Source organism: Maribacter cobaltidurans, from assembly GCF_002269385.1.
Taxonomy (GTDB): Bacteria; Bacteroidota; Bacteroidia; order Flavobacteriales; family Flavobacteriaceae; genus Maribacter; species Maribacter cobaltidurans.
Genome location: NZ_CP022957.1, coordinates 575,579 through 602,139, shown reverse-complemented (window position 1 = coordinate 602,139; position 26,561 = coordinate 575,579). Strand labels below are relative to the sequence as shown.

Below are 26,561 nucleotides of genomic sequence, written 5' to 3'. Positions count from 1 at the left end.
CTCTACTTAAGCACTATCGATTTCCTGGGCAACCCGATTGGCAGCGTTTGTGGCCGCCTCCATTCCCCAACTTCTGTTGTCTGTATGGGCACCGCCAAAATGAATTCTACCATGGGAGGTCATGGTGTGCGGCCAAAACTTGGATAGCTCGCCTAAAGCCGAAAATCCATGGCGCTCGCATCCGTGTACATATGTATCCTTTGACCAATCCTTGACCAAAGACTGCTCAATATCTATATTGGACCGTTTACCGGGGTAAAGTTCCATAAAGGCATCCAAGGTGCGTAGCGGATTCGTTCCCCCTGGTGCTTTGGCCATTAAGCAAACACGATCTGTATCTACTTCATTGGCAACTTGCCATATATGTGTCAATGCCGGATGGTCAAATGAAAGATTAATGCTGATATTGTCCTTTAACCAGAATTTAGATCGAGCTTGAAAGACGATTCGCGTGGTTTGGTCATATTTGAGATGCTCTACGACATATTGTTTCTCTGGTGGAAGTGGCGGATTAAATAGGATTTTTTTTAGTGCCGTCGTTCTTAGGCAGCAGGCCAGATAATCGGCCGACATTTCCTTTACTTCGCCAAGTTCCCTATATCTCACTTTCACCCCGGTGTCGTCGTTTTTAATTTCCAAAACCTGGCACCCCAGCTTTATCCTGGTTCCCAACCGTTTGGCCATCGCGTTGGTCATCATTTGGTTACCTCCTTGAAGACGAAAGAGTCTGAATGGGTTGTCATAGCCGCGTTTGTGCATGATGTATGCTTGCCAAATTCCATAGAGGGCGGAAGTTTCATTTCCTCCCATTAACGACTTGGCGGCTTTTGAAGCGCCCGCCTGTTCATATATTTGGGAAAGTGGTACGTTTTCAAGATGGTCGTAGCCAATGCCAAATGGTTGGTATTCGGCGGTAAATTTTTCAAAATAGGGTTCAAGATATAGTAATTGTAAATTACTTATGGGGTTGGATTTAAGGAACTTCAATTCGGTTCTATTGAAACCCCCCAACTGGGCCACCTTGTTTTTGCGAATTTCATCTAACATTTTTTCTGTGTGCCATACCCCATCGATTCGTACTAACCTATCTTCCCTATGATGATATGGAAGTGCGGTGAGCTTGAACTCTTCAATATATTTCCAGTAATTTTTGTAACCTGGCATAGTAAAGTTTTCTGCCCCAAAGTCGGCATAAAGCCCATCTGCAAGGCCATCATGAACGGAGAGCACTGCTCCGCCGGATCGGCCCGAGGCTTCCAATACCGTTACATCATGTCCTTTTTTTGTCAATTCGTACGCACAACAAAGCCCACTTATACCTGCTCCTGCAACGATAATTTTTTTAGATTTTCCCGAGAGTTTCGGTTCAATGGTATGGTCATCAATGCTAGATTGAGCCTTTGCCATGAGGTGAGTTGGAATTAGTGAGGTGCCCAGACCAGAGTATAAGGTGTTTTTAATAAATCTCCTTCTTTTATTGTGTTTCATTTAACCTGTTTTTTAGTTAAAAGTGTCATTCTAGCGCTGACAACCATGAACAGCTAATTCTATTAAAGGCATCCTATGATTTGTTCAAATCTTAGGTAGATTTGAAAATAATAAATTAATTTTCAATAAGTTACAACTATTAACCGGCTAGGATTAATGTTGTTTATAGTTAACTAGAACTATATCATAACTTTATTCTGCAATAACTCTTAAATAGTCATAATCTTCTTTTGTTGTAGTAAAGGTTCATCCCTTAGTATTAAAACCCAGTAGCTTTGAGGCATTTTCAAAATAAATTTTGTCAATAATTTTCCCCGGAAGTTTTAACCCTCTTAATTCGCCATAACCTTCAAGCTCAATAGGACTGTCGGTAACATAGAATTTCCATTCATCTAGCCACTTCTGGTGAATACGTTGTTTCAAGTCCTCCGGTCTATCTGTTGGGTTAATGGCTGTGTCGGTTCCATAAATCAATCGGTCCTGATAGTCAATAAAAAACTTTCGTGTTTTTTCCCAATCATTAAACGTATGTAGTTTTAGGTTTGGTAGACGTGTAAGGTCAACCCTCATTAAGGGATAGGCATCCAAACGTTTTGCCAGTTCTTCCAAACTCCACTCCAGGCTGCCGAGATGAGCCCCCATAAAATTCAAATTAGGATGTTTCTTCAACATATTGTCCCTAGCATTAATCTGATCTTCATAGGAAGGATATTCTGGATGCAAGTACATATGATATTCTGGATGGTTGCCGTAATATCCTTGACTAAAGGTCATATCCTCTAAAGGCAACCAACAGTCCCTTGGCTCGCCGTTATGCCCCAAAAGTGGTACACTAGCCTTGGTCAAAAAAGTCAGTACAGAATCGATTCGCGGGTGATCAACCATAACAAAATCATTGTGTTCATCCCTAAGGTCCATTCCAATGTTTTTCCAAATTTTTACAGCCATGGCTCCTTGGGCAAAGGATTTTTCGAGGTGGGATATGGTCTGTGCCACCCAATCATCTTGATTCCAGTTGGATACCTTGAAGGTGGTTGCGAAACTCATTTGTTCTGGATATTTTTCTAAAAGTTGTATGGCCACTTCCTGTTGTTTGTCCATGGGAAGTCCAAAAGGACGATCATCGACGATATCCAAAAAAAAGAATCGATCTTTAATTGCTTGATGGATGAAATAGGGTTGTGCCGTGTTGATATGGATATGGATATCAAATTTATCCACACGGCCAAAATCTTCCATGGTATAATAAGTCTTTTTCTCTATATCGGGTAACTTGGCCTGATATCCTTGCTGTGCCATGATGGGTAGGAGGATTAACCAGAGCGCGAAAAGCACGGGAATTTTTCTTTGGTTCCTTTTGGACACGGTTATTTTAGGTATAAAGGCCTTAAATTCCATAAGTTTTTTTGGCATTTGAATTAAAGATCTTGTCGAGTACAGTCGAAGGAAGACCAAGTCCTCTGAAGCTACCGTCCACCTCAGGGACTTTCATGGTTCCATGACCTGCGAAATAATTCCAGTCCGATTGATATCGTTCATCCAAATACTCCTTTAGCTCCAGTTTAGTATGAGTTTCGGCCCAAATAAAATCGGTGCCATAAATAATCCGATCTTGGTATTCTATAAAGAAATCATGTACCTTTTGCCAAGCTGAAACGGTCTGGTGCTGCACATGGACAATTCTTTCCGCCAAATCGACCATGGCCAAGGGAAAGCGATCTAGCCATGCGGCAATTTCATTAACATCCCATTCCAGACTTGCCAGGTGCAATCCTACAAAGCGCAGTTTTGGATGTCTTTTGAGCAACCTATCCCTTGCGGACAGCTGGGCTTCATAATCCGGTACTTCAGGATGTAAATACATATGATATTCTGGATGCTTCATAAAATAAGAGCGATCGGACTCTACGGTCATTTGGTCGAAGGGTAACCAACAATTTTTAGGCTCTCCATTGTGCCCCAAAACAACAATATCATTGTCTTCCAAAAATTTAAAGACGGGTTCAAAAGTAGGGTGGTCAATCATGACAAAGCGATTGTTAGAATCTTTTAGTGTCATCCCGATATTCTTCCAGACCTTTACACCGACCGCTCCCATTTCCAAGGCTCTTTGTATGCTTTCAAGGCAGTTATCCGGCCATTTTTCAGATTGCCAAAGGGTACAAGGAAATGTGATAGCGAAATTCAGGTAAGTACCAAACTCTTTTTTTAGCCCTGCAACGATCTTCAATTGCTCATCTATAGTGGGAAATTCGGGAACTTCTGTAATGATCGATAAATACCGAATATCAGCTAACTTGCCATATTCCAGTAAAAGACTGTTCGCCGTATTGTAGTGAACATGTGCATCAATTTTCATAAGTTGCGAATTGAGGATAAGTTATCAAAATCCTTTGTAAGGAAAGTAAAAATAATGTTTAAAATTTCAAAATCTTTTTTTTTGTAAAAAAATGGTTTCTTTAAGTTATAATTTAACAGGTTTGGGAAAAATAACAGTAGTGTTCGAATGGTTTTATACGGTAAATTCTAACGGGGTTTTTCAGTTTGCCATATTCTAGGTGAACCATGGGTAAAAATATTGTCAATCGATGGCATGGAATTCCTTGTGATCGTGTAAGCAAAAGCGCCCCATTGAAACATATTTATTTTTTTGAACGGATACGGAGGCTGTTTGTATCGTGGAAAACCTTTCAAGAATTTCATCTTATAGCAATCAAAACATACTTTCCAATTTTTGGTGGCATAATAATCAGTAGCCCCGATATTTTTGTTTTCGAGTTCCGTAAAAATGTGGAGGGTTTCAGAGAATAGCCCATTTTTATCGTCCTTTCTATGTAATGCTTGGTTATTCTGTGGCCTCTGTGAAACCCTTACAGTACAGTAAGGTCAAAGTCAAGGTCAAGACGAACTAATAGCTCTCTTTCATCCAGTTATATGGCGTTCTTTTTATCCATAGGCCCCTCGTAAAATCCGGAAAGTCTTGGGGCTCACCATTATTGGCAATAGAAGCTTCAGACAATGGGGTCACTGCACTCCATGCAGCCGCATCATAAGCATCCAAAGGCGGTGCAATATTGGCCTTAGCGGATTCCACAAAAGAGTTGAGTACAAAGAAATCCATGCCTCCATGACCTGCATTCAGGGCATATTCACCATATTTTTTCCAAAGTGGGTGATCATACTCTTCCAACCAAGAAGTCGCTTCATCCCACTCATGTGGTTTTTTGGATTTTCCTTCAATATATATTCTATTACCATCTACTTCCCACAGCCCGTTTGCACCTTGTACTCTAAAACCGAGCGAATAGGGTCTTGGGAGGTTACAGTCATGGGTGACGATAATGGTTTCTCCATTTGCAGTGTCTATAGTTGAGGTAATGACATCGCCCAGTTTGAACTTTACACGTGCATTGGGGTGCTCCTTACCTCCAACGGCAACCACATAGTTGTGTAGACCAATAGCCTTCGTGGCATGTGAGGTTAGGGAGATGAATCTATTACCTCGGTTTATGTCTGCCATAACGGCAATTGGCCCCAGCCCATGGGTAGGATAGACATCGGCATTGCGTTTTACAGAATGTTCGGTGCGCCATTTGGCTTCCGAAATACCTTTTTCACCAAACTCTGCTCCCTTGCCATAAGCGGTTTTCCCATCGTTAAATTTCACATGCCTCAAATCATGTTGGTAACCGCATCTAAAATGTACCAACTCACCGAACAAGTTTTGCTTTACCATATTGAGCACGGCCAAGATATCCCTGCGGTAATTCACATTTTCCAATATCATCATATGAGTTCCAGTTTCTTCATGGGTGTTGACCAAATCCCAGCATTCTTCCAGTGTATTTGCAGCAGAGACCTCCACACCGGTATATTTTCCAGCTTTCATTGCATCTACCGCCATACGTGTGTGCCAGAGCCATGGTGTGGCAATGATAACCGCATCCACTTCCTTCAATTCCAATAAGTTCTTATAGTCATAATCAGAACTGCCGAACACTTTGGGAGCTTTGAACCCTGCCTCTTTAATATGATCTTGGGCTATTTTAATCCTATTGGGATCAACATCACAAATGGCAGTAACATTGATATCTTTACGCAAAAGCAGGTTTCTAAGATGGTTAGTGCCTCGCAATCCAACCCCGATCATACCTACGTTCAATTTATCATTTTCGCTAAAGTACCGGTTGGCAAAGCTGGGCACTGCAAAAAGACCTGCACCTGCCAAAGTAGTATTCTTTAAAAAATCTCGTCTAGAATTCATAATCATTGTTATTTGTTATAGCCTAAGCTATTATTTTGGTGTAACCTCTAACAGAAGAAAATTTTCAAACGATGCATTATAAACTGCTTTTGCACCTGAAATTTCTCCCAACGTTTCATCGTTATAATAATCCCTAATAAGATAAGTTTTGTTTTCATCGAGACCTTTCAACTGAATATTGTCATCCCAATTATCCGCATAAAAGGCATAATAGAGCGTGCCATTCTTTTGAATAACATGTCCTTCCGGCTTGTCGTAGCCAATATCATATACTCCTCCTAAATAAGTCCCTTTAGAGAGCATCATGTTATTATAGAGATTAAACCATTTCTTCCAAATTATTTCTTTTTCTGGGGTAAGAAGGTATTTCCCAGAGGCATTGGGATTGTCTTTGGGCCAAGTGAACTTAGTACCTAAAACCGCCCCAATACCAAAAGAAGTGGCAAAATCATCGGCACCATCGCTTAACTCCACATGATCACCATAATAGGCCGTTTTGGGAATCAGGGCCTTATAGGTCTTTCCTTTATGACGAATCTGCCAACTGGAAAGAGGATCGGATGACACCGCTTGGTTCATTGAAGCCATATTGTAAAAGGACATGCAGGTACCACAGGGACAGTTTTCCACTACAGCATGGGGCTTAATGCTACGGGCTTCGTCATATATCATTTGAAAGAATGCAGGTACACCTTCAAAAGAATTGTTAGGCTGGTCCAGCGTATGGTCTGGAGCAACGGCGTTCATATGCTGACCGTCCATTTTTAAACCATCAAATCCCCATTCTTCCATGAATAAATGGACTGTTTCCTTGGTATGGGCAATGGTAGCATCCTTGGTAGGGGAGAGGTAATAGGAATCCCACCATGTTATGTATTGTGGAGAACCATCTTCCTGTATAATTTTACTATCCGGATGTTCTCTTAAAACTTTGCTCTCCGGATCGGCAGCGAGGGGTGTCCACCATACTTTGGCCTTAAGTCCGTTGTCATGTATTTTGTCGACCAATCTTTTAATTTCTATATTTCCTTGTGGAAACTTTTTGGGGTCAGCGTTCCAATCGCCTTCCGCAATCTGAAAACCGTCATCCAGAACGGCCCATTTAATCCCAAGTTCCTTTACTTTAGGCAGTGTTCCTATAACCTCGTTCAACGTAAAATCCCTTTCGTAGCCCCATGCACACCAAATAGGTTCAAAGGAAGCCTCTTCTGGCTCTGCCACAGTGATTCCCTTGGCTTGCATAAGTTCTGAATAGTTTGATAGGCTTGCAAAATAATCACCAGTGCTTATGGAAACGAAAGTTTCCAGTGTTTGGATTGTGTCTTTGGGTTTCCAAACCGTATGATCGCTAAAATCTTCCTGTACGCCTATCCTAGCCTCCAGAGGGTTTGAAAACACTTCTGTTGGAAGGCTAACTTGTTTGGGAACCAAGGTTAAATGGCCCACAGCAACATTAACATCTTTTCGCCATACAGAGGTTACGGGAACACCTCCTCCATAATCTGAGTCATTCATTCCCATAAAGTTTTTTTGATAATAACCGGGCTCCAGTGGTTTTACCCAGTCACTTCTTGAAGAGGAGGAGCTTCCTTGAAAGGCCCAAAATGCTGGTTCGTCATTTTGGGATTCAATAGTATAGGTGTTATTTGACCAATTATCTACAATGAGATTTTCCAATGAAACATTGGTATAGGTAACTTGCGTTGATACCAAGTCTGGAAATGAGTCATAGGTAGTCAGGCGTACAGTTTTTTGAATGCCTATTCCCTCTTTGTTGTAAAGTCCTTGCAGTATCCATTGTTTTCCAGGAAGGTCACCTGCAATGGATGACTCCCTAGTTTCCTGGTGGTCGAACCTATCAATAGCCTTTCCGTTTACCGTGATTTTCTCAGATGATTGATAGGTGGGCATAAGTGTTTTGGTACCAGGAAGCGTACTGGATATCTTAGTCTGTAAAAAACCATCAACTTCATAAGTTATTGCCCCATTTTCGATTTTAAGGACCGATTCACTTCCCTGATTCTTACTACATCCCACTAGGTTTATGCACAACGAAAGGGTTAAGAAACTTAGAATTGAAATTCTCATTTATTCAGTATTTTTCTTGCATTGTCACTGTACACCTTTCGTAAGGTTTCATCATCGAGATCAAGACCGTTCAAGGCCCAGTGGTAACTAAAAAGTTCATGATCATAAAAATGTTCGTCCGCTGTTTCCAGGATTCTGAACGTGGTTTGATACATTGCGCCATCCATCCCCATATCCGTTCCATATAGCAATCGGTCCTGGTATTTTTTAAAGAAAGTGCTTGTCGCCCTAGGTACTGGCGCTACTTCGGCGTAGCGTGCCGATATATCGGCGTATAGGTTCGAGTACTGATCAAACATCTTACCGAGTATGTTTAAATCATAGCCACAATTCGCATAATGACAGGCTATAAATGTGGTGCCGGGGTTGTTGGCCACTGCCTCTTCCAATGTCTTCAGTAATTCGGCATGCGATAATACGTTAGGATTCGCGGTGTCGATTTTCCATGTGGCCGCATTCATTAGACCATCGTTATGAACGTCTATGGGTTCATACATCCAGATAGGTTCTGCGACATGAATATTTACGGGCATTCCCAATTCCCCACAACGCTTAAGTAAGGGTTGTATTCTTTCATCGTTAAAGTGCATGCTCGGTGCTGGTGTAGGTCCTGAATTTGCCATACCCAGTCCTTTGTCCCCGAGTTCCCCAACTCCCTTGGCACCGACCTTAAAACAACGTTCAAGTTCTTTGATTGCCTTTTTTACATATCCTTTCTCCCCATACCCGGTATAATCAAAACCGCACCAAATTTCAAATCTATCCCCATATTTTGAATATGCCTTATAGATGCTATCAAACTTTTTTCCCGTTTGGTAAGTCAGGATGATTGTTTTTTCAATACCACGTGCATCCATGGTCTTGACCCATTGCCCTATTTCTTCATCGTTGGCAGCATAGGGATGGGAATGGACATCTATAGCAGCAAATTTTGCCTTGGTAACTTCTGTTTTTTGAACATTGTGAATGGCTTTAGGCCGGTAATCCTTGAGGAGGATATCTTCTTGGGCACTAGAAGTAAAGAATCCAAAACACAAACATAGGTACAAGATTATTCTTTTCATGATTGTTCAAAGTTTATGGTTTTCAATTTTCCACTGACCAAGGTTACAGCGGCCGAGGTGGCCGTGGGGAACACTTCCCTTAAATCGATATTATCCGTATGCATTAGTGTCTCTTGTAGGGATTTCATAAAAATGTTCTTAATCTCAGTGGCCAAATTTATTTTGGTTATACCCATTTTAATGGCGCGCTGCAGTTGATCGTCAGGAATTCCCGAGCTACCATGTAGGACAAGGGCGGCATCCGTGACCGCATTGATCTCAGAAATAAGGTCCAGTTGTAAATTGGGGGTCTCCTTATAGAATCCGTGAGCGGAACCCACAGCAACGGCCAAGGCATTTATTCCGGTAGCCTCAACGAACTCCTTTGCCTCGTCCGGGCGGGTATATATCATTTTTTGTTCTTGGCCCAGTTTTGAGATGTAGCCTAGTTCAGCTTCCACATTGGTCTCATACCCAGAAGCGTAGTTCACGATCTGCTTGGTCACCTTTATATTTTCGGCAAATGATTTTTCACTTGCGTCTATCATTACGGAGTCAAAACCGGCATCGATGCACCGTTTTACTAAATCTACATTTTGACCGTGGTCCAAATGAAGCCATGCTTCCACACCAAACTGAGAAATGGCTGCCCGTGCAAGCGCTGTGGCAACCTCCAGTCCCATGTAGCGAATTGAACTTTCGGAAAGCTGTACGATCAATCCGGATTTCATCTCACGCGCTGCCGTTAGTACCGCTGCAAGGGTTTCAAAATTGTAAAAATTTGTCGCAAGCAGTGCACTTCCGTTTTTTTTGTTTTGCCTTAGTCTTTCTTTTAACTCCATAATTCAAAGGGTAAACTCGAATTTTTCTTTTGCTATTTTTTTAATGTATTCCCTATTTTTAAAGGATGTGGTACCGCCAGGTTCTAGCGTGTTGATGGCGCCCATAACGTTTCCTACCTCCAAACACCGATTCAGCCCAGACCCTTTTACAAATTCACTTATGAAACCGGCGTCGAAGCTATCACCTGCGCCGATACAATCGGCAACCTCGTTATTAATGAATGCGGGTTTTGATGTTAGATTTCCGTTATCCCAAAGATGGGCGCCGTTTATCCCGTCCTTGATAACAACATAATTCGCATACTCCTTGATTTTTTCCAGCCCATCGGTCAGTTCCGGGACCCCCGTTATGTTTTTAAATTCAACTACGTTGGGCATCCAAACATCCAGATTCGGTAGCAAGCTGCCCAGATCCAATTCCCAGTTTTCGGCAGGGTCCCATTGAGGGTCCATGGATGTTGTAAGACCTAGGCTTTTGGCCCGTTCAAAAAGTTGGACCGCTTGTTTCTTTATGCCCTTTTGTAGGAATATAGAACTTAAATGCATGTGTTTGCAGCTCAATAACATTTGATCCGTAATATCTTCGACCGTTAAATGCTCCATGGCCCCTGGAAAAGTAACATTAGCGCGATCCATTCCATAGTTCATTACAATTGTTAGTCCAGTACTGTATCTGTCTGATGACACTACAAAATCAGTATTCACTTTTTTGTCCCGCAGGGATTTTTTAACAGAATCGGCGAAGCTATCCTCACCCAGCAATCCCACTATGGCAACAGACACACCCAAGGCGCTAAGATTACTGGCAAAAATGGCAGAACTGCTACCCAAGGTCAAATTGAGCTGATTGGCCATTATTTCCTTTCCGATTTCAGGAAATCCCTGAATGTCATCTAAAATAATGTCAATATTTAATTCTCCAATTACTAATACATCGAAAGGCGTCATGGTATGTGTACTCTTATGTTTTTTGTACGTTGAGAATTCAGGTAATTCAATATGCTCTGGCCAGAGGAGCTATTCGTTCAGGCCCTTTTTACAAGAATATCCAGTCGATAATTACTTCCCAACACTATTTTCTTATAGAAAAGATTAAAAAGAACAGGTATTATTCCCTAATAGGGAAACCATAATAATCTTTTCGTTTGTAAATATAAAACTAATATTTACTTATTTTACCTTTTTATTTTAAAAAAAAATCTTTTTTAAAGTTATTTTTAAGATATCAATAGGTTTAAATAAGGTATTATTGGTCCAATTGATATTCTAGTAGTTGAAAATAGTTTTTAGGGATTGATGGTCTGTAACAAAGACGGGTAGAATGGTTTAAAGGAAAATGGGCTACGTGATTTAAGAAGATAAAACAGGTGTACGGAAGTGGGGCAAACATGTAGAACAGAGGCCTGTTTATCTTTTATGCCCGCTAGAATGGGGTTTATGGTCTTTACTCGGTAAAGCATTAAATGGATTGCTAAATGTCTTGAGTGTGCAAAACGATATGGGTGAACCACCACACAATGCCCTTTCTATATTGACGATATTTGGCTAAGAAAGTTCTAGAAAAAGGAAATTGGACAGTAAAATTGAGTAGCAGGGTCCGATATTGTACGGGTTAACTCCGTCGGGCCAACCGTTAGTTAGGATTGATGGTTGATTAGCCTATTGTTCAGATTCATTTCAGGCAATGATAACTTGTATATTTTGATCCTTAAGCCAAGTTAAATCTTCCTTACTTATCTTTTCGTCGGTGATGACGATATCGATTTTACGTGTTGGACAAATGAAGGCAAGACTTCTACGCCGAAACTTACTGGAATCGGATACGAGAATAACCTCCTTGGTAATTTCAATCATGACTTGATTCAAGGAAGCTTCTTCAATATTAGGTGTAAACGCCCCTTCCTTAATGTCAAATCCGTCAACCCCTAAAAAGACTTTGTCCACGTAAAAATTACGCATACTTTTTTCCGCCAACGGGCCCACTAGGGAGTGGGAGTTTTTTCGCAAAGTACCGCCGGGTACGATTATATTTATATTGGGGTACTTTAACAACTCATTTGCAATATTCAAGGCATTGGTAATCACATTCAAGGACTTGTTCGAACTCAGATTTTTAGCGATTTCCATCGTTGTGGTCCCCGAATCCAAAATAATAGTTTCCCCAGCGTTTACAAGCTCTGCAGCCTTTTTACCGATTCTAACCTTTTCGGTATAGTTCATCTTATCCTTCTCGGATAATTGAAAATCCATTCCTACGGAATTCTCGTTGATCATGGCGCCTCCCCTTGATCGTATCAACAGACCTTTTTTCTCGAATAGCTCCAAATCGTTGCGAATGGTGACTTCACTGACACCAAACTCCTCACTCAACTCGTGTACAAAAACCTGTCCATTTTCATCCAGTAGATTCAGTATTTTTTTACGTCGCTCAACCGTAGACCTTTTTGTTTTTGCTTCCTTCATTTAATAGGATTTTTCCATACTAAGAAAACAAATATAGGGACATTAGTTAGTAACAAAGTAAAAAAATGATTTCAAATAAATAAAATTAGTTAATGAAACTTTAAATAGGTTTTATATATTTGTAAAATAAGGATATGAAAGATATACTCGTTCCAATAAATAATACTATGAAATACCTTGACATTGAAACTTCTCAATTAAAAGCCATTGGGGGATTTGATACCGCCAAGGAAATTTCGGGCCAACCGGAACTTTGGGGGAAGATCGTTGATAAACTTGAAAAGGAAAGGGAAGTTATCGCTTCCTTTCTGGAATCAACGCTGAAAAAGACTGAGAAGATTATATTGACAGGAGCAGGTACAAGTGCCTATATAGGGTTGTCCGTGGAGGGGTTCATTCAAAGAAATACTGGAGTCACCACGATGTCGATAGCTACCACCCATCTTGTATCGCATCCCCAGGATTACCTAGAAGAAGGGGTTCCAACTCTGTTGGTTTCCTTTGCTAGATCGGGCAATAGCCCTGAAAGTATAGCGGCCGTTAAACTTGCCGATGCCCACGTAAAGGATTGTTCCCATTTAATCATAACCTGCAGTGCAGATGGTGATTTGGCCAAATACGCATCAAAGAACAATCATTTGGTTTTTCTACTTCCCCCGGAATCCAATGACAAAAGCCTTGCGATGACGGGAAGTTATTCGGGTATGCTGTTGACCATATTGTTAATGGGACGTTTCGACCGCCTGACGTCCATGAAGGAAGTAGTGCACACATTAAGGACCTGTACGGAGGAGTTCCTGAACAAAAAGTTGGATCGAGTCAAGAAAATTGCAGCGTTGGGTTTCACCCGGGCGGTTTTTTTAGGCTCCGGGCCGCTTTATGGTACGGCAATGGAATCCCAGCTAAAACTACAAGAATTGACAGATGGCCACGTCATCTGCAAAAATGATTCCTATCTTGGTTTTAGACATGGCCCAAAGGCGGTTGTCAATGAAGAAACACTGTTGGTTTATTTTTTTTCAAACAACAAGAAGGTCCTGCAGTACGAAATGGACCTGGTCCGAGGGATGGGTGTAGGTAAAAAGCCGCTAAAGCAGATAGGAATCGCCATGAGTGATTACGATATCCCTTCCGTTGACGAACTTATTGTGCTCGGCGGCGGTAGAGACAAGGTCATCGAAGATGAATATCTCGCTGTATGTTATATCGTTTTGGGACAATTGCTGGCCTTCTATACCTCGTTGAATTTAAAGCTTCGGCCAGATTCGCCTTCAGAGACGGGGGCGATTTCCAGAGTGGTTCAAGGGGTAAAAATTTACTAAATTTAAAGATTCCCTATTTTTAAATATTTAAAAAGGAAAAATAATATTATAGAAAGGTAGCGTAACATTTAAATTTTCATTAGTTTTATTATCAGTAAAAATTTACATAAATTTAACCTTATTAAAGTGACTCATTGAAGTGATTTAAACTTTTTTTGGATCGAAAGATAGGGCTACGGACATTTGTGTTACCACACGCAAATACCATAGCCCATGTACAAAGTACTCGACAAAGATACCATAGAAATGGAGATAGTCCCACACATACCTTTACCGAAAAGGGGTTTTGCCCCAACGGCTCCCTTGTGCGAGATTGTCAATGCAATACTCTACAAGTTGAAGACGGGCGTGCAATGGGAGTACCTGCCCACGACCTCGCTGTTCTCCCAAAAGGTCCTGAGCTGGCAGTCGGTCTACCACCATTATCGCAAATGGTGCCGTTCGGGGACATTTCTGGATTGCTGGACCGGCATTTTAAAACGGTACAGGGACATGTTCGACCTCTCCAGTGTCGATCTTGACGGTAGCCACACACCTGCCATCAGGGGTGGCGAGGCCGTGGAATACCAAGGCCGCAAAAAGGGAAGGACCACCAACGCCCTCTTCCTTACCGATAGGCAGGGACTGCCCTTGGCCATGTCGGAACCGGTATCCGGGAACCACAATGATCTGTTTGACATCGAGGTGCAGTTCGAGGTGGTCACCGCCACCCTTGACAGAGCAGATATAAAAACGGAGGGGCTCTTCCTCAATGCCGATGCGGGATTCGATTCCAAGGATTTTCGCTCGGCCTGTGCAAGAAGGGACATCAATGCCAATATATGTTTCAACAAGCGCAACGGCAGAGTGGATGACAGGGACGAATATTTTGACCAGGACCTTTATGACCAGAGGTATGCCGTGGAGCGCACCAATGCATGGATCGACAGTTTCAGGTCACTGCTCAACAGGTTCGATACCACCATTGAGAGCTGGAAAGGGTTCAACTACTTATCATTCATAGTAATCGCCCTGAAAAAAATCAAACCAAAAAAGTTTAAATGAGTTCAATAATAAAAAACAATTTGAACTAATTTTCTCAACTAATTCAATTAACTAAAACCGCATCATATTATGAAAAAACCACAACGTAAATGCTATAAACATAATCTGTTTTTTATAGTGTTTTTGGCTATCATGTCATTAGGGTCCGCATCGGTATACGCGCAGACAACAGTTACGGGTAATGTATCGGATAGCTCAGGACCACTTCCGGGGGCGACTGTGTTGGTGAAAGGTACCACAACTGGAGCGCAAACGGACTTTGATGGTAACTATTCCATTAACGTGCCACAGGGAGAAAGCACTTTGGTGTTCACGTATCTCGGATATCAGAGACAGGAAATAGCCATCGACGGCAGAAGCACCATTAATGTTACTATGGTTGAGGATGCCGAAGCCTTGTCTGAGGTAGTGGTAGTTGGTTACGGTACGCAGCGTAAGGCGGATTTAACTGGTTCCATCGGTTCTATCGGTTCAGCTGATATTGTGACAAAACCAATTACAAGTCCAGATCAAGCCCTGGCAGGAACCATTTCGGGTGTTAATATCACGAATCGGAGTGGTGATCCAGGTGCACCAATAAGTGTGAATATCCGTGGTGTTGGAACCCCGGGAGTGAATGACCCACTTTGGGTTATCGATGGGGTGCCCATTGTGCAGACAACGAATATTACCGTAAATACTTCATCAACAACTGATTCGAATCCTTTAGCGGGACTTAACGCCAATGATATTGAATCTATTGATGTTTTAAAGGATGCTGCTTCCACGGCAATTTATGGGGCAAGAGCGGCTAACGGTGTTATCATTGTGACAACGAAAAGAGGTAAAAGAGGTGATGCAAGGGTTACTTATGATGGATATACTTCTTTTGCCAGCATTAGAAATACAATAGACGTTTTAAACGTTGATCAATATATCGATGTTCAAGGGCAGCTGGGTACCGATTTGTCGCAGTTTAGGGGGCAACCTTTTGTCGATTGGCAAAATTTAATGTTCAAAACCGGATTTGTGCAAAATCATAACCTATCCGTTAGTGGGGGAAGTGAAAAGGCTACCTATTTCATATCAGGAGGTTATTTGGATCAGGAAGGTGTTGAAAGGGCGCAAGGTTTTTCGAGATATTCGTTCAAAGCCAATTCGGATATTCAAGTAGGAGATAGGTTAAAGTTTGGCGAATCTATTCTTATAAGTCAAACGGATAGGCAGGTTCAAAGTGAGCCGGGCATTTTTGCGGGGTTCAATTCCGCGAGTAATGCACCCTATTATCAACCCTATGGAGATGGGCCCTTGGGCTATAATTTGATCAATCAAGAAACCGTTGGTCAGGGCTCGGCGACAAACTATTTATATAATACCGATGATAGGTTTACCTTTACCACCATTCAGACCCGCAAGGTTTTGGCCAATTTTTATGGAGAACTTAACATCATAGAAGGTTTAAAGGCAAGGACTTCCTTAGGTGTTGACTACAATGTAGGTGTGGGTGATTATTTTACTAGTGACCTACCTTCATTGAGCGGCGGTGCAGGCTCTTCCTTATTGGTTTCTGAAAGACCAATCGAATTGACCTTGACTTCGTCTGCAACGTTACAGTATGACAAAACCTTTGGCGACGGAGACCATAATATAGGTGCGCTTTTTGGATTTGAACAGACCAAGTTTCGGTACGATAAGCAAAGACTGCAGGGAAGGGATCTGTTCAACAATAACTTTGCCGCAACTGGTTCCACCGTTGCAGGAGCCAATGAAGGTGATCTTTGGACCTTACAGGGTTGGTTAGGTCGTTTGACTTACAACTATAAGGGAAAATACCTGGCTACAGCTAACGTTCGTAGGGATGCTACCTCCAGATTTGCTCCAGGAAATAGAGATCAAGTTTTTCCTTCTGTATCACTCGGTTGGAGGGTCACTGACGAAAGCTTTTTTCCAGAAGAAACTGTATTTGACGATATAAAAATTAGGGCAGGATGGGGTCAGTCTGGGAATCAATTTACTGGGCTTAATTTTGCCTATCTAAGTGCAATAGATAATAATGTTCGTTATGTAATTGGCGATGGTCAAGAAACAGTTGTTGCTCCCGCACCAACCACATTTGCGAACGCTGATTTAAAATGGGAAACAAGTACTCAATTTGATATTGGGGTGGACTTTAGTATGTTTGATAGCAAACTTACCGGTACTTTTGATTATTTCAATAAAACAACGGACGATGTTCTTTTAGGTTTTCCTCTTCCCTATGTTTCCGGATTCTTCTTGCCTGCGGATGCCAATATAGGTCAGATAAAGAACTCGGGAATCGAATTGTCCCTGAATTATGCAAATGCTATTGGCGATTTTAACTATAGTTTTGGAGCAAATCTTACCACGGTGAAAAACGAGGTAACTGACTTGGGGCCTATACCTTCGATCATTAGTGGTATTGGAGGGGCTTCTACCCATAGAACCATAGTTGGGGAAAGTCTTGGGCATTTTTATGGTTACAAGACAGATGGACTTTATCAGAATGATGCGGAAGTGGCCGCTGCCGTTCCTGATGTAAATGGAACACCTTCTCCTGGAGACATACGTTTTGTGGATGTCAATGGAGACGGCGTTGTAGATGCAAATGATAGAACTATTTTAGGTAGTCCATTTCCTGGCTTTTTCTATGGTTTTGTTTTTAATGCGGAGTATAAGGGATGGGATTTTTCAATGAACCTTAGAGGGGTTGGTGACCGGGAAATATATAATTCTGCCCGAATTGGTCTGGAAGGAATGACTGGTCAAGGCAACTTTAGTACACAGATTCTGGATCGCTGGACAGGTGAGGGGACAACGAATTCAAGTTCCCATCCTAGGCTTGCGGTCAACGACCCAAATGGTAATAATCGGTTTTCCGATAGATGGGTTGAAAATGCTGCGTATTTAAGAATCCAGAATATATCCATAGGATATACCTTGCCACAGGAAAAACTTAAAAATTGGACTGGTGATTTTGTGACCAATATGCGATTTTATATTGGAGCACAGAATTTGGCTACATTTACCAAGTATTCCGGTTATGATCCAGAGGTCGGTCGTGCACAGAGTTTTCAAAAAGGAGATTTTACATTGGCTACAGGTCAAGACGGTGGACAGTCACCCTTACCTAGGATAATTCAATTGGGATGGACAGTAAACTTCAATTAATCAACAAGAAATTAAAATAATCATGAAAAAAATAAGTCAATTTATAGTTGCCGTTTGCTCTCTGGGAGTTTTGTTCTCATGTAGCGACCAATTAGATTTACAGCCCTTGGATAGGTTAACCACGGATACCTTTTATAAAACTAGGGCCGATTTTGATGGTGCCATCTTTGCATCTTACTCGTCGATACAGGATTTTTGGGGAACAAGTACAGAAACATTATCGGAGCGGGGTGAATTTTGGAAGATTTCGTTGGTGATTTCAGATGACGTTGCTGCCGATGCCGTTAATTCGGATCAAATTTCAAGGGATATCGATGCCTTTCAGGTTAGAGCTTCCGATATACCTTACGCAGCTGCTTATACACAGATTTATGAAGGCATTTACAGAGCTAACATCGTATTGGATCGTTTAGATGCAGATAATGATCTTACCGATGAAGATAAAACTATTTTGGCAGCAGAGGCAAAATTCCTTAGGGCCTGGTTTCACTTCCAAGCAATGAAATTATTTGGAACTCCTCCATTGGCCTTAGAAATTATATCAGGTATCAATGAACAGGCATTACCAAATGCTAGTAGGGATGACTTATTTGCGGCCATTCTATCTGATTTTGTAGATGCAGAAGCTGGTTTGCCAGATGCCTGGGATAGTGGTAATACGGGTAGGGCAACTTCTTGGGCTGCTACTTCTTATATTGGAAAGGTAAATGTTTGGAAAGAGGATTGGCCTGCGGCGATTACCGCACTGGGTAATGTAGTTGATAATGGACCTTACATGTTGATGCCTAATTATGATGATAATTTCAATTTTGATACAGAAAATAATGCGGAGTCCATATTTGAAATCCAATTTGGAGGTCCTTTCTCTGACGATAACATTTGGGTGTTTGATGATACCCACTCAGAAGATTTTAAGGCATCACAGGGAATCGCCAGATCTTATTATTGGGATGCTGGTGGAAACGGTGTGCCAGGTGGTAAAAATGGTTGGTTCGCACCAACTCAGGATTTATTAAGTGCATATGAAGCAGGTGATGAACGTGTTCCTTATGTTGTGTACCAGGAAGGTGACACGTACTATACTTACGATGGTGGTGGTCAAATAGAGTTACCTTACGATCCATCGTGGTCCTCAACCGCTTTGACATCTAGTAAATATCAAGGGGCGCACAATACCGTTTCTGGAAATCGGTCTCCCAATGGACAATCGGAATTCAACAATGAGCGTTGGTTCAGGTTTGCAGAGCTCAAATTATTATATGCAGAAGCACTCATTGAAGGTGGTGGAGATTTAGGTATAGCCGAGCAACAAATCAATGATGTTCGCAATAGAGCCGGATTAGATGATTTGGAAGCCGGAGCTGACCTTCTGGCTGCTATGAGACAGGAAAAAAGAGTTGAATTGGCAATGGAACCCCATAGATGGTTTGATATTACAAGATGGGGTATTGGATCCCAAGTTTTTGGCTCAAACTGGAATGATCGTTTAAACGTTTTCCCATTTCCATTGACTGAAATAGAGAGATCAAACGGTTTGTTGCAACAAAACCCAGGATACTAATTTAAAAGCATAATTATTCTGTTTCATGTTTATGTTAATATAGTTGAGTTAGTTTATTTTAATTTGACAATCCAATCTACAGTTTCTAGATTGGATTGTTTTGTATAGGAAAAACCAATTTTGTGAATGATGTTGTTTTCCAGTCGTTTAAATAAAAGCTTAAAGAATTGCTTAGCCATATTTTTAGTGCTTTTAAATATAGGATGCGATAAGACCACTCCTTTATTTAAGATAAAGACACCGCAGGAAACGGGGATTCATTTTTCGAATGAACTTGTATTATCAGACGAGTTGACGGTTCTTGATTTTGAATATATGTATAATGGGGCTGGAGTTGGGGTGGCCGATTTCGATTTGGATGGCTTGCAGGATATATACTTTACTGCCAATATGTCTAGCAATACATTATATAGAAATTTAGGTAATTGGCAATTTGAGGACATTACATCATCCTCCAAAACAGGAACAAAAAATTGGTCAAATGGAGTAGCTATAGTGGATATAAACCAAGACAATTATCCTGATATATATATTAGCCGAGGTGGACCTCGTGGTGCTACTAGCGAAGAAAAGGCAAATTTACTTTTTATAAATAATAGTAGTAAAGGCCAAGGTTTGACCTTTACCGAATCTGCGGCAGAGTGGGGTTTAGATGATGATGCATATTCTGTACAAGCAGCTTTTTTTGATTATGATTTGGATGGGGATTTGGACATGTACTTGCTAAATAATGCATTGGTTGACTTTAATCGCAATACAGCGCGACCATTGGAAAAAACGGGTAAGGCTCCGTCTATGGACAAATTGTTCAGAAACAACGGCGATAACACTTTCACGGATGTGTCTAAGGATGCCAATATTTTAATTGAAGGTTTTGGCCTTGGAGTGGAAATATTCGATTTTAATGCAGATGGATGGCCCGATGTCTATATTTCCAATGATTTTCTTACTCCGGATATACTCTATATTAACCAAAAAGATGGAACATTTGAAAATGAAATAAACCAGTATTTTGAACATTTGACCTTCAACGGTATGGGCAATGATATAGCAGATATCAATAATGATGGTCTCATGGATGTTGTGGTACTTGATATGCTACCAGAGGAAAACAAACGCTTGAAACTTACCATGGTTGGCAACCGGTATGATCAGTTTAATTTAGGGGTGTCATTTGGATATGAACCTCAATACATTAGGAATACGTTACAGTTAAATAACGGAAACGGAACTTTTAGTGAGATAGGTCAAATGGTAGGAGTTTCTGCTACCGAATGGAGTTGGAGCCCACTTATTGCGGATTTTGATCAAGATGGTTTTAGGGACCTTTATATTACCAATGGCTATAGGCAAGATGTCACCAATCTGGACTTTATGGATTATGGCAACACTATACTTACGATGGGTACCGAAGAAGCCAATAGAAAAGCTAGAATAGATGAATTGAATAAGCTACCGGAAATTAAGATCAAAAACTATTTTTATAGAAATAATGGTGAATTAGGATTTCAAAATATTACGGAAAAAGCTGGTTTTAATGAACCAACGTATTCCAATGGATCCGCTTATGCAGATTTTGATAATGATGGGGATTTGGACTTGGTTGTAAATAATATTGATGATCCTGCGGGATTATATGAAAATCAGAGTGACCAAAATCCATTAAGGAATTATATTCGATTTAAATTTAATGGAACTTCCAAAAATAGGGATGGCCTTGGGAGTCAAGTTGAAATTCGCTACAGTCAAAAAAAACAAGTTGGGTATAACACGCCCTATAGGGGTTATCTTTCCTCTGTGGAGCCTGGAATGCATTTTGGGCTAGGTGATGTCAAAAAAATAGATACGGTTATTGTTACTTGGCCAGATGGTAAAAAGCAGATTTTGAAGGATCTTCTTACTGGTCAGGAGTATGACCTAGATTACAAAAAGGCATCGGAATTGGATTCAAATCAGATTAAGGCGAACGAAGGGACTCCGTATAAATTCTATCCCAAAGACACTACCTTAATTCATTTTGTCCATCAGGAAGATAATTTTGTGGATTATAAGGTCCAGGCCTTATTGCCGCACATGCATTCCAGAAACGGGCCGGGTCTTGCTGTTGCGGACATTAATGGAGACGGATTGGAAGATTTTTTTGTTGGAGGTGCCGCAGGACAATCGGGAGCCCTTATGATACAGCAGGGGGATGGGCAATTTGACACAATAAGTCTCCAAGCCCCAGAATATGAAGACATGGGCTCTTTGTTTTTTGATGCGGATAACGATGGTGATCAGGATTTATATGTGGTTAGTGGGGGCAGTAGTTTTAACGAAAACAATGAACTATATGAGGACCGATTCTATGAAAATGACGGTATGGGCACTTTTAAAAGAAATTATGGTTTGCCCAAAAACAGTGCTAGTGGTGCTGTAGTGGCTTCGGCAGATTATGATCGGGATGGTTTAATGGATCTTTTTGTTGGCGGAAGGGTGAGCCCGGGGGAATATCCCCTTATTCCCCAAAGCACACTTCTAAAAAACAATAGCAAGAATGGGAAAATAACATTTGATGAAGATGTAAGTAATGCCCAATTGAAGGATTTGGGAATGGTAACGGCCGCACTGTGGACCGATTTCAACAATGATAATTGGCCTGATTTGATTGTGGTCGGGGAATTTATGCCCATACGTATCTTTGAGAATACCAAGGGGGTATTAAAGGAAATAACGGATACAGCCAATCTTAAAAATAGTCATGGTTGGTGGAACAGCATAAGTACTGGAGATTTTGATGAGGATGGTGATATGGACTATATTCTTGGAAACTTTGGTTTGAATAATCGCTACGAAATAAGTTCGGAGGAACCCCTTCGTATTTACGCCAAGGATTTCGATAAAAATGGACAGATTGATCCGGTAATGAGCTATTATATAAAAGGGGAGCAATATGTGGCCCACACACGAAACGACCTTATCAAGCAAATTACGGCCATGAGGGCTAGGTTTAGGACCTATGCCGATTATGCAGAAGCTACTTTTAAGGAATCCTTTCTGGAAGAGGAACTGGAGAACGCTTACATTGTTAAAAGTGAGACCTTTGCCAATAGCTATTTGGAGAATTTGGGAAATGGTAAGTTTAAGCTATCCACATTACCCAAAATGGCGCAAACAGCTCCGATGTATGGCACCTTGGTGGGCGATTATAACAATGATGGTCATTTGGATGTACTTGCTGTGGGCAATTTTTATAGCGGTGAAGTATTTTCAGGGCAATATGATGCCTCCATTGGTTGGTTTCTAGCGGGTAATGGAACCGGGAACTTTAGGCTTATTGAATCTAAAGAAAGTGGTTTTTTTGTAAAAGGGGATGCCAAGTCATTGGTCAATCTTAGATATGGAGATCAGGAGCTTATATTAGCTGGGATCAACAACGGACCTCTTGCTGTTATGGAATATGAGGGCCCGTCAGCTAAATTTTATCATCCCAAAGACAATGAGGTTGCAGCAATAATCAAACATGCAGATGGTTCGGTTCAGAGATTTGAATTCCTTCGTTCCTCTGGATATTTGTCCCAACCCAGTAGGGTATTTCCAATTCCAAGGAATGCTACTTCCGTAATTGTTATTGATAATCAGGGTAATGAACAAGAAATAGGGCCAGTTCAATGAAAAGGAGTTACGCATCGCTAGTTGTTCTAATAGGAATATTTTCCATTGTTATTTCCTGTGGTCGTAAGGATCCTAAATTGTTTAGACTGCTATCGCCAAAAGATACCGGTTTGGAATTTGAAAATACGATCATTGAGAATGACAGCGTCAATGTGTTTGAATTCATGAACATATATACAGGTGCAGGGGTAGCGGTAGGGGATATTAACAATGATGGTTTACCGGATGTTTATTTAAGTGGTAATATGGTATCCGGGCGACTCTTTTTGAACAAAGGGGGGCTTAAGTTTGAGGATATCAGTGAAACGGCTGGAATTCTTAATTCCAGTTGGGGAACAGGGGTTACTATGGTAGATATCAATCAAGACGGATTGTTGGACATTTATTTATGTGTATCTGGAGGAGCTCAAGAATCCGAGAGAGCTAATTTGTTGTATATAAATAAGGGTGATTTAACTTTTGAAGAAAAGGCTTCGGAATATGGCCTCGCGGATACCAGGCAATCCATGCACGCTGCATTCTTCGATTATGATAAAGACCAAGATTTGGACATGTATTTATTGGTCAATCCAGCGGCTTACGAACAAAGTGTTAATGTAAGTCAACAAAGAAAGCTGAACGGTGAATCCATAAGCAATGACCGCCTATACAGAAATGAGGGGAATGGGACGTTCAAAGATGTGACTATGGATGCCGGAATACTTACGGAAGGGTATGGCCTAGGAATAGGTGTTTCGGATATCAACAATGATAGTTGGCCAGACATTTATATATCCAACGACTTCATAGGTAGTGATTTACTTTACATTAACCAGAAAGACGGAACTTTTAAAAATAAACTCAGTGAATACATTAACCATACCTCCTATGCCGGGATGGGAAATGATGTAGCCGATATTAACAATGATGGTAAGTCTGATATACTCGTGCTGGATATGAGACCCGAAGACAATAAAAGACAAAAGTTAATTATTTCATCCACAGGATATGATAGGTTTCAATTGATGTTGAATGCAGGATATGATCCACAGTATAGTCGTAATACATTACAACTTAATAGGGGTATGGGAGAGTTCAGTGAAATCGGTTTTATGTCAGGGGTCAGTAGTACGGATTGGAGCTGGAGCCCCCTTTTAGCGGATTATGATAATGATGGTTTTAAGGATCTTTATGTGACCAACGGGTTTTTAAGGGATCTGGGGAACTTGGATTATATCAACTATCAAAATATCTATGACAATCCTTTGGGTGATTACGAAGCCAAGCTTCGGAAGAAACTTGAATCCATTCGTAATTTGCCAGCCGCCAAATTGAATAATTATGCCTATCGAAATAAGGGAGATGTTACTTTTGAAAATGTAACTGAGGCGTGGGGCATTGATACGCCCAGTTGCTCGAATGGGGCTGCCTATGCTGATTTGGACAATGATGGGGATTTGGATTTAATCGTAAACAATGTAAATCAACCGGCTTTTTTATTTGAGAACACTGCAGACGTATTTGGGGACAGAAATTATTTGCGTATACAACTAAAAGGCCAGAAGGGTAACCTGGACGGCATAGGTTCCACTATCCAAATTACGACAGACAGCATTACCCAATACTATGAACATTATCTTAGTCGGGGATACGAATCTGCGGTTGACCGTACCGTGCATTTTGGCATTGGAAAATACAACTCCATTGATTCCCTTAAAATTACCTGGCCAGACGAAAGGGAACAAATACTGACCAATGTAAAGGCCAATCAGTTGTTGACACTCAATCAATCATCGGCAAAGATCAAGGAGGGTGCAATAGGCGCTGGAAGTTATGATTCTCCTTTGTTCACTAATGTTACGGATTCCTTGGAGATATCTTATAACCATAAGGAAGACCCTATGGTAGATTTTAAGATTCAATCTATTTTACCTCATATGCACTCTCGAAATGGACCTGGAATTGCCGTAGGCGATGTTAACAATGATGATATGGATGATTTCTATATTGGGGGTGCTGCAGGATTTCCAGGAAAGTTGTTCTTGCAAAATTCTATGGGGCAATTTAGTACTAGCTCCTTTACCCCAGAAGCCCATTTTGAAGATATGGGTGCGCTTTTCTTTGATGCGGATGGAGACGAAGACCTAGATTTATACGTAGTAAGTGGAGGGGTTTCATTGGATAATGAACGTCCATCTTATCAAGATCGCCTATACATCAATGACGGTTCAGGTAATTTTACTCGCTTTTTTGATTTTCCAGATATAAATTCCAGTGGTTCAGTGGTTACGGCTTCGGATTTTGATCATGATGGCGATTTGGATTTATTTATTGGTGGAAGAGTAACCCCGGGATCTTATCCAACACCCGCAAAAAGTTATCTACTGGAAAATATTTTGGATTCCAAAACGGGAAAAATGGGGTTTAAAGATATTAGTGCTTCCATAGATAATTGGAGTAAACTTACCATGGTTACCTCGGCCCTATGGAGCGATTATGATAATGATGGCTGGACAGACCTTATGGTTGTAGGTGAATTTATGCCCATTACCCTATTTCATAACAACCAAGGTAAATTAGTACATATAGCTCCAGAAAAGGCCGGTTTGTTGGATACTAGCGGATGGTGGAATAGCTTGGTGGGTGGCGATTTTGACAATGATGGTGACATTGATTATCTCTTGGGTAATGTGGGTCTAAACAATAGATATAATGTTTCAAAGAACACACCCGTGTCTATTTATGCCAAGGATTTTGATAAAAATGGGAAAATAGACCCAGTGATGAGCTATTACACTGATGGAGATGAATATATTGTACACTCACGGGATGAGATTATTGGTCAAATAAATGCCATGAGGGCCCGCTTTAAAACCTATGAATCCTATTCGGATGTTACCTTTAAAGAAGCCTTCCTCCCAGAAGAAATAGAAGGTAGCTACATATTGCGAAGCAGTCTTTTTGAAAGTTCATTTTTGGAAAATTTAGGTAATGGACAATTTTCAATTAAAGCTTTGCCTAAAAGCTGTCAAATAGGTCCAATTGAAGGTATCCTTGTTGAAGATTTTGATCGTGATGGTAATTTAGATGCATTATTAACAGGTAATTCATATACGACAGAAGTCTCGATAGGAAGGTATGATGCCATAAAGGGAATTGTTTTAAAAGGAAATGGTAAAGGACAATTCTCAACCTTACCTATCGAGAAAAGTGGTTTTTTTAATGATTGGGACGCCAGTGCATTGACTAGATTAACCAATGCAGAAGGTACTATGTATGTGCTTGTGGCCAATAATGATGCTGCTTTAAAAATCTTTGAACTTAATAATCAAGAAAAAGGCCTTTTCAGCAGTATCAAGGTTCCTGCAAATATAGTAAGTGCCGAGATTGTTTTAAATAATGGCACAAGCTACAAACGGGAATTTTATCTCGGTGAGGGTTACTTGTCGCAAAACAGCAGGAGTATCCTTTTGAATGATATTATTAAGGCCATAAAATTGAAGGATAACCAAGGCAATATTAGAACGGTGTATGATAATGATTCATTGCAGTAAAGAGTGTCCAGCACTTTTCATTGCGATACAATCTTATCAGGGAGGCCATAGTAAAAGGTTCGGATTTTTTTCCGAATAGCCTTATAAGCGC

Annotated in this window: 15 protein-coding genes; 6 read left to right on the top strand and 9 right to left on the bottom strand. The window is 40.9% G+C overall.

From position 1 onward, the window contains the following. Positions 1-6 precede the first annotated feature (6 nt). The 9 genes from CJ263_RS02540 to agaR all read right to left on the bottom strand — a co-directional run bounded on the left by CJ263_RS02540 (position 7) and on the right by agaR (position 12,188). Complete coding sequence (locus CJ263_RS02540; protein WP_094995824.1) at positions 7-1,488, bottom strand: flavin monoamine oxidase family protein; 1,482 nt, start codon at positions 1,486-1,488, stop codon at positions 7-9. Between the two features lie 246 nt (positions 1,489-1,734). Beyond that, entirely contained in the window at positions 1,735-2,901 is a 1,167-nt protein-coding gene (locus CJ263_RS02535; protein ID WP_094995823.1) for an amidohydrolase family protein, read from the bottom strand. Beyond that, entirely contained in the window at positions 2,876-3,847 is a 972-nt protein-coding gene (locus CJ263_RS02530) for an amidohydrolase family protein (protein ID WP_094995822.1), read from the bottom strand. The genes CJ263_RS02535 and CJ263_RS02530 overlap by 26 nt, the downstream gene beginning before the upstream one ends. 549 nt (positions 3,848-4,396) lie before the next feature. After that, positions 4,397-5,752: a Gfo/Idh/MocA family protein gene (locus CJ263_RS02520; RefSeq protein WP_094995820.1), complete on the bottom strand. Its 1,356-nt coding sequence runs from the start codon at positions 5,750-5,752 to the stop codon at positions 4,397-4,399. 30 nt (positions 5,753-5,782) lie between these two features. Continuing rightward, the gene (locus tag CJ263_RS02515; protein ID WP_094995819.1) at positions 5,783-7,840 is read right to left on the bottom strand and encodes a glycoside hydrolase family 36 protein; all 2,058 of its coding nucleotides are present in this window, start codon (positions 7,838-7,840) and stop codon (positions 5,783-5,785) included. Beyond that, a complete protein-coding gene (locus CJ263_RS02510; RefSeq protein WP_094995818.1) occupies positions 7,837-8,904 on the bottom strand; it encodes an amidohydrolase family protein in 1,068 nt (355 codons plus the stop codon). Before CJ263_RS02510 ends, CJ263_RS02515 begins: the two co-directional genes overlap by 4 nt. Then, the gene (locus CJ263_RS02505; protein WP_094995817.1) at positions 8,901-9,725 is read right to left on the bottom strand and encodes a class II fructose-bisphosphate aldolase; all 825 of its coding nucleotides are present in this window, start codon (positions 9,723-9,725) and stop codon (positions 8,901-8,903) included. Before CJ263_RS02505 ends, CJ263_RS02510 begins: the two co-directional genes overlap by 4 nt. 3 nt (positions 9,726-9,728) lie before the next feature. Then, positions 9,729-10,673, bottom strand: coding sequence for a carbohydrate kinase family protein (locus tag CJ263_RS02500; RefSeq protein WP_094995816.1), 945 nt, complete (start codon positions 10,671-10,673; stop codon positions 9,729-9,731). A 729-nt stretch (positions 10,674-11,402) separates the two neighbouring features. After that, positions 11,403-12,188 (bottom strand): transcriptional repressor AgaR, encoded by a 786-nt coding sequence (agaR, locus tag CJ263_RS02495; RefSeq protein WP_094995815.1) that lies wholly within the window; start codon positions 12,186-12,188, stop codon positions 11,403-11,405. 134 nt (positions 12,189-12,322) lie between these two features. On the opposite strand from agaR, the gene CJ263_RS02490 reads away from it, so the two are divergent. From CJ263_RS02490 to CJ263_RS02465, 6 genes are all read left to right on the top strand, one after another. Next, a complete protein-coding gene (locus tag CJ263_RS02490; RefSeq protein ID WP_233726885.1) occupies positions 12,323-13,510 on the top strand; it encodes an SIS domain-containing protein in 1,188 nt (395 codons plus the stop codon). A 213-nt stretch (positions 13,511-13,723) separates the two neighbouring features. After that, positions 13,724-14,554, top strand: a complete 831-nt coding sequence (locus tag CJ263_RS02485) for an IS5 family transposase (protein WP_094995814.1) — start codon at positions 13,724-13,726, stop codon at positions 14,552-14,554. Between the two features lie 69 nt (positions 14,555-14,623). Beyond that, positions 14,624-17,722, top strand: coding sequence for a SusC/RagA family TonB-linked outer membrane protein (locus tag CJ263_RS02480; protein ID WP_094995813.1), 3,099 nt, complete (start codon positions 14,624-14,626; stop codon positions 17,720-17,722). A gap of 22 nt (positions 17,723-17,744) precedes the next feature. Beyond that, complete coding sequence (locus CJ263_RS02475) at positions 17,745-19,283, top strand: RagB/SusD family nutrient uptake outer membrane protein (protein ID WP_094995812.1); 1,539 nt, start codon at positions 17,745-17,747, stop codon at positions 19,281-19,283. A gap of 186 nt (positions 19,284-19,469) precedes the next feature. Next, positions 19,470-22,937 carry a VCBS repeat-containing protein gene (locus tag CJ263_RS02470; protein WP_158657057.1) on the top strand — a complete coding sequence of 1,156 codons (3,468 nt, stop codon included), beginning with the start codon at positions 19,470-19,472 and terminating at the stop codon, positions 22,935-22,937. Next, a complete protein-coding gene (locus CJ263_RS02465; RefSeq protein WP_094995810.1) occupies positions 22,934-26,470 on the top strand; it encodes a VCBS repeat-containing protein in 3,537 nt (1,178 codons plus the stop codon). Before CJ263_RS02470 ends, CJ263_RS02465 begins: the two co-directional genes overlap by 4 nt. Positions 26,471-26,561 lie beyond the last annotated feature (91 nt).

Bases quoted from the DNA above. Each gene is read 5' to 3' on its own strand.
- CJ263_RS02465 (WP_094995810.1), top strand. From the start codon at position 22,934: ATGAAAAGGAGTTACGCATCGCTAGTTGTTCTAATAGGAATATTTTCC.
- CJ263_RS02500 (WP_094995816.1), bottom strand. From the start codon at position 10,673: ATGACGCCTTTCGATGTATTAGTAATTGGAGAATTAAATATTGACATT.
- CJ263_RS02505 (WP_094995817.1), bottom strand. From the start codon at position 9,725: ATGGAGTTAAAAGAAAGACTAAGGCAAAACAAAAAAAACGGAAGTGCA.
- CJ263_RS02535 (WP_094995823.1), bottom strand. From the start codon at position 2,901: ATGCCAAAAAAACTTATGGAATTTAAGGCCTTTATACCTAAAATAACC.
- CJ263_RS02520 (WP_094995820.1), bottom strand. From the start codon at position 5,752: ATGAATTCTAGACGAGATTTTTTAAAGAATACTACTTTGGCAGGTGCA.
- CJ263_RS02475 (WP_094995812.1), top strand. From the start codon at position 17,745: ATGAAAAAAATAAGTCAATTTATAGTTGCCGTTTGCTCTCTGGGAGTT.
- CJ263_RS02515 (WP_094995819.1), bottom strand. From the start codon at position 7,840: ATGAGAATTTCAATTCTAAGTTTCTTAACCCTTTCGTTGTGCATAAAC.
- CJ263_RS02530 (WP_094995822.1), bottom strand. From the start codon at position 3,847: ATGAAAATTGATGCACATGTTCACTACAATACGGCGAACAGTCTTTTA.
- CJ263_RS02510 (WP_094995818.1), bottom strand. From the start codon at position 8,904: ATGAAAAGAATAATCTTGTACCTATGTTTGTGTTTTGGATTCTTTACT.
- agaR (WP_094995815.1), bottom strand. From the start codon at position 12,188: ATGAAGGAAGCAAAAACAAAAAGGTCTACGGTTGAGCGACGTAAAAAA.
- CJ263_RS02540 (WP_094995824.1), bottom strand. From the start codon at position 1,488: ATGAAACACAATAAAAGAAGGAGATTTATTAAAAACACCTTATACTCT.
- CJ263_RS02485 (WP_094995814.1), top strand. From the start codon at position 13,724: ATGTACAAAGTACTCGACAAAGATACCATAGAAATGGAGATAGTCCCA.
- CJ263_RS02490 (WP_233726885.1), top strand. From the start codon at position 12,323: ATGAAAGATATACTCGTTCCAATAAATAATACTATGAAATACCTTGAC.
- CJ263_RS02480 (WP_094995813.1), top strand. From the start codon at position 14,624: ATGAAAAAACCACAACGTAAATGCTATAAACATAATCTGTTTTTTATA.